The organism is Anaerostipes sp. CAG:276 (assembly GCF_000432215.1).
GTDB classification, from domain to species: domain Bacteria; phylum Bacillota; class Clostridia; order Lachnospirales; family Lachnospiraceae; genus Anaerostipes; species Anaerostipes caccae.
The window spans coordinates 161,405-166,719 of sequence record NZ_FR889207.1; the positions used below are offsets into that span (position 1 = coordinate 161,405).

The 5,315-nt window shown below is 46.1% G+C and carries 4 protein-coding genes; 3 read left to right on the forward strand and 1 reads right to left on the reverse strand.

All coding sequences use genetic code 11. The features are described 5' to 3' along the window. The first annotated feature begins 7 nt into the window (after positions 1 to 7). The gene (dnaK, locus tag QVP35_RS16155; RefSeq protein WP_006567283.1) at positions 8 to 1,867 is read left to right on the forward strand and encodes a molecular chaperone DnaK; all 1,860 of its coding nucleotides are present in this window, start codon (positions 8 to 10) and stop codon (positions 1,865 to 1,867) included. A gap of 22 nt (positions 1,868 to 1,889) precedes the next feature. After that, a complete protein-coding gene (dnaJ, locus tag QVP35_RS16160; protein WP_006567282.1) occupies positions 1,890 to 3,038 on the forward strand; it encodes a molecular chaperone DnaJ in 1,149 nt (382 codons plus the stop codon). A 316-nt stretch (positions 3,039 to 3,354) separates the two neighbouring features. Here the strand turns inward: dnaJ and QVP35_RS16165 are convergent, their stop codons facing one another. After that, positions 3,355 to 4,158 (reverse strand): Cof-type HAD-IIB family hydrolase, encoded by an 804-nt coding sequence (locus QVP35_RS16165; RefSeq protein ID WP_009289866.1) that lies wholly within the window; start codon positions 4,156 to 4,158, stop codon positions 3,355 to 3,357. 214 nt (positions 4,159 to 4,372) lie between these two features. Here QVP35_RS16165 and asrA point away from each other — a divergent pair. Next, the coding region (asrA, locus tag QVP35_RS16170) for an anaerobic sulfite reductase subunit AsrA (protein ID WP_288187988.1) at positions 4,373 to 5,315 on the forward strand (943 nt) is incomplete at its 3' end.

The following is a 5,315-nucleotide window of genomic DNA, read 5'->3' on the forward strand; positions in this document are numbered from 1 at the left end:
ATTTATCATGGGTAAAATTATTGGTATTGACTTAGGAACAACAAACAGCTGTGTAGCAGTTATGGAAGGCGGAAAGCCAACCGTTATCACAAATGCAGAAGGTGTGAGAACAACTCCGTCCGTTGTGGCATTCACGAAAACAGATGAGCGTATCGTCGGAGAACCTGCAAAACGTCAGGCTGTTACGAATGCAGAGAAGACAATTTCTTCTATCAAACGCCACATGGGAACTGATTATAAAGTAAAAATTGACGACAAGAATTATACACCGCAGGAAATTTCAGCAATGGTGCTTCAGAAATTGAAAGCAGATGCAGAAAACTATCTCGGAGAAAAAGTAACAGAGGCTGTCATCACAGTACCGGCTTACTTTAACGATGCTCAGAGACAGGCAACAAAAGATGCGGGTAAGATTGCAGGACTCGATGTAAAACGTATCATCAACGAGCCTACAGCAGCAGCTTTATCTTACGGACTGGACAATGAGAATGAACAGAAGATCATGGTTTATGATCTTGGAGGAGGTACCTTCGATGTATCCATCATCGAGATCGGAGACGGTGTCATCGAAGTTCTCTCAACAGCCGGTGACAATAAACTGGGCGGAGATGATTTCGACAATGTGATCACAAACTACATGTTAGACGAGTTCAAAAAACAGGAAGGCGTTGACTTATCCGGAGACAAGATGGCAATGCAGAGACTGAAAGAAGCTGCCGAGAAAGCGAAAAAAGAACTTTCTTCTGCGACAACAACCAACATCAACCTTCCGTTTATCACAGCGACAAATGAAGGACCAAAACATTTTGATATGAACCTTACAAGAGCAAAGTTTGATGAACTGACCTTATCTCTTGTAGAGAGAACAGCAACTCCTGTTAACACAGCGTTAAAAGACGCAGGAATTGCGGCATCAGAACTGAGCAAGGTTCTCCTTGTAGGAGGTTCCACAAGAATTCCTGCCGTACAGGATAAAGTAAAACAGCTCACAGGCAAAGAACCATTTAAGGGAATCAACCCGGACGAATGTGTTGCCATCGGTGCTTCCATCCAGGGCGGTAAATTAGCCGGAGACGCAGGAGCAGGCGATATCCTTCTTCTGGACGTAACACCATTGTCCTTATCTATCGAGACGATGGGAGGCGTGGCAACCAGACTGATCGAGAGAAATACAACGATTCCTACAAAGAAGAGCCAGATCTTCTCTACAGCGGAAGACAACCAGACAGCCGTAGATATCAATGTAGTACAGGGTGAGCGCCAGTTTGCAAAAGATAACAAATCACTGGGAAGATTCCGTCTGGACGGCATCGCACCTGCGAGAAGAGGCGTGCCTCAGATCGAAGTAACCTTTGATATCGATGCCAATGGTATCGTAAAAGTATCTGCCAAAGACCTTGGAACAGGTGCAGAACAGCATATCACGATCACAGGCGGTTCCAACATGTCCGACGAAGATATCGATAAGGCAGTAAAAGAAGCGGCAGAATTTGAAAATCAGGATAAGAAGAGAAAAGAAGCGATCGATACAAGAAACGAAGCTGATTCTATGGTATTCCAGACAGAAAAAGCCCTGGAAGAAGCAGGAGACAAGGTAGACGCAACAGAGAAAGTGAAAGTGGAAGAAGACCTGAAAGCATTGAAAGACTTGTTGGAGCAGACAAAAGACGCTGAACTTACAGAAGCTCAGGTAGAAGACATTAAGAATAAAAAAGATCAGCTCATGAACAGTGCTCAGGGATTGTTCACCAAGATGTATGAAGCTGCCGCAGCCAATGCCCAGGGAGCTCAGGAGACTGCAGGAGATACTGCCGGAGCAGCAGGTGCAGCAGACGATGTCGTAGATGGAGATTACAAAGAAGTATAAGGGAAAAAGAAGGTAGACGATTATGGCAGATAAACGAGATTACTATGAAGTGCTGGGGGTATCCCGCAGTGCTTCAGAATCAGAAATAAAGAAAGCCTACCGTAAACTTGCGAAACAGTATCATCCAGATACGAACCCGGGAGACAAAGTGGCCGAGGCAAAGTTTAAAGAAGCTTCCGAGGCTTATGAAGTTTTAAGTGATCCTGAAAAGAAAGCGCAGTATGACCAGTTTGGTCATGCTGCCTTTGAACAGGGCGGACCCGGAGGATTCAACGGAGGAGGGTTTGGCGGTTTTGATTTCGGCGGAGATATGGGAGATATTTTCGGAGATATCTTCGGCGGTATGTTCGGCGGCGGAGGCAGAAGCCAGCGCGCGGCCAATACGCCGACCCAGGGTGCCCACGTGCGTGCAAGGATACATGTGACCTTTGAGGAAGCGGTTTTTGGAACAACCAAAAAGCTGGAAATTTCTCTGAAAGAGGAGTGTGCTTCCTGTCACGGAAGCGGTGCCAAAGCCGGCACCCATCCGGAGACATGTCCGAAGTGCGGCGGTAAAGGCCAGGTAGTATATACCCAGCAGTCTATGTTCGGAACGGTGAGAAATGTCCAGACATGTCCGGACTGCCAGGGAACCGGTCAGGTGATCAAGGAAAAATGTCCGGACTGCCACGGAAGCGGCTATGTGAGCCAGAGAAAAACGATCGAGGTCACTGTGCCGGCCGGCATCAACAACGGACAGAGTATCAGAATCCGCGGAAAAGGAGAGCCCGGAACAAACGGAGGACCGAGGGGAGATCTCCTCGTGGTTGTTTCCGTGGACCGGCATCCGAAATTCCAGAGACAGGAATACGATATTATATCCACGGAGCCGATCTCCTTTACCCAGGCAGCACTTGGCGCGACGATCAAGATCAATACGGTAGACGGTCCTTATGACTATACGATCAAGGCAGGAACCCAGACAGACACCCGTGTGCGCCTGAAAGGCAAGGGTGTGCCAACCTTACGGAACAAGAATGTCCGGGGCGACCACTATGTGACCCTTGTTGTCCAGGTGCCGGAGCATCTGAACGAAGAGCAGAAGAATGCCCTTAAAAAGTTCCAGGAATCCATGGGGGAAGTGCCGAAGAAAGAAGAACATAAAGGATTTTTCGGGAAACATAAAAAATAAAGAGACAGGATTATGATGAAGAATATAACATCATAGTCCTGTTTTTTCTAAGGAGGAGGCCGATAAAACAGTTGAGAACATGATAAAGCTGTGTCCGAACGTACTTTTGAGCGTCATTGTGAAAGGAAAAGTTCCCGATGTGAATCAAAGTGTGAAATTTAAAAGAATAAATCTCATTATAAATATCTTGTGTTGTCTGTTGTGATATGCTCTCAACCGGGTAAACAAGTTGTTTTTCACTTGTCTGCCTGGAAGGGAGCATTTTATTGAAGTGGGATTGTCTGCCTAATTCTTATGACAGTGGCTGTTCATATTTTTACAAAAGATGTTCCAGGCTATGTGCAATTCCGTCTTCATTGTTGGTCAGAGTGATTTCATCGGCTGCCTCTTTCAGGGCATCACAGGCATTTCCCATGGCAACGCCCCGACCGGAAAATCTGATCATCTCCAGGTCGTTTTCTGCGTCCCCAAAGGCGATGACTTCTTCGGGAGAGATGTGGAGAAGTTCACATGTACGGCGCAGGCCCTCTGCTTTATTGAGACCCTTTGGCATGGCTTCGATGTAAAAAGGGGCGGTCCTTACGAAGACCAGATCATCTTCAAATGGTTTGCTGACTTCTGGGAGTATGTCCCAAAGTTCTTCCGGCCGTACGGACATTAAAATCTTTACCAGGTCAAAATCGAGACAGTTCGTTAATGATGGGACTTCCATACATTCCATTTGATTGTTCCAACATTCGTGCTGAACTTTATATCCATTTTTATTTGTCACATAAAAACGTTCTCCGTCGTCTATGATCGGGGTGACCGGATAATGTTTCAGATGTTTTAAAACTTCTATGGCCAGACCGCGGGGAAACATCTGCTGGTGAAGAATCTCTTTATCTTCGGCCCGCAGAATTTTACCTCCATTATAGGCGATCAGGATTCCATGGTGTTTTTCCAGTTCCAGTGTTTTCATATCTTTATAGAGTCCCGGCACCGGGCGTGCGGAGCAGAGAGCTATGATAAGTCCCTGCTGCTGTGCTCTGAGAAGGGCATCCCGGGTTTTCGGGGTGATTGTTTTTTCATCGGTGTTTAAGGTACCATCTAAATCCAGGGCGATTAGTTTATATTTCATCTGATGCAGTGTCCTTTCTGTATAGAAAAAGTTATTAAATACACATGTTAATTATAGCATTAAGGAAGTATGTCTGCATATATGGATAATAAATTCTTATATTGTGATAACAAACTATAATTATTTATAATTATAGTACGGCAGTATAATGAGAGTAATGAAACATGAAAATTTTTAGGCAGAACACCGGAATAAGAAATGGAGGGACAAGAAGATGGAATATTCACTTGACATTGCCCAGGCTGACCGGGTCTTGGAGGCACTGAGAAAAGACTACCGTGTCTATGCTCCGAAGCGTTTTCCGAAACAGGGGCGTTATTCTGACACGGATATCATACGCTATGATGAGGTGAAAAATTTTGAAGAGATTGTCTGGAAGGAAAAGTCCGACTATCCTGTGAAGGAGGTTGTCATGCCCATTCAGCAGACACTCTTTTATTACACGGAGGATGAGTATAAACCGAGCAGAAATCCGGCAAAATCTGTTTTGATCTTTGCCAGGCCGTGCGACATCAATGCACAGCATATACAGGATGAAATATATGCGGGCAACGGGGGATATACGGATTTTTACTATGAGCGGATGCGCAGCCTTGTAACATTTGCCATGATGGAATGTAATGGCGGGGACGACGCCTGCTTCTGTGTTTCTATGGGGAGCAATGAGACAGAGGACTATGCCCTGGCAGTCCGGTTTCGGGAAGACGGAGCCGATGTCCGGGTCGAAGATGCTTCGTTCAATACATATTTTAACGATATGCCGAAAGGCAGCTACACACCTGCTTTTGTGAAGGAAAATGAGCTGAAAGTAACTCTGCCGGATCTGTCTGACAAACAGGTGCGGATGGAATTAAAAAAGCATCCCATGTGGAGAGAGTTTGACAAGAGGTGTATCTCCTGCGGCAGCTGTACGGTAGCCTGTTCCACATGTACCTGCTTTTCCACAAGAGATCTGAGTTACGGAGATAACCCGGAGGCCGGAGAGCGGCGCAGAGTCACCGCGTCCTGCCAGATCGAAGGATTTGACCAGATGGCGGGACAGAGGGAATTCAGAAACAATGCAGGCGACAGGATGCGCTATAAGATTCTTCATAAATTTCATGATTATAAGGCCCGATTTGGAAAACGCCATATGTGTGTCGGGTGCGGCAGGGGGG

Excerpts from the sequence above, each read along its gene's own strand:
- dnaK (WP_006567283.1), top strand. The coding sequence starts at position 8 with ATGGGTAAAATTATTGGTATTGACTTAGGAACAACAAACAGCTGTGTA.
- QVP35_RS16165 (WP_009289866.1), bottom strand. The coding sequence starts at position 4,158 with ATGAAATATAAACTAATCGCCCTGGATTTAGATGGTACCTTAAACACC.
- dnaJ (WP_006567282.1), top strand. The coding sequence starts at position 1,890 with ATGGCAGATAAACGAGATTACTATGAAGTGCTGGGGGTATCCCGCAGT.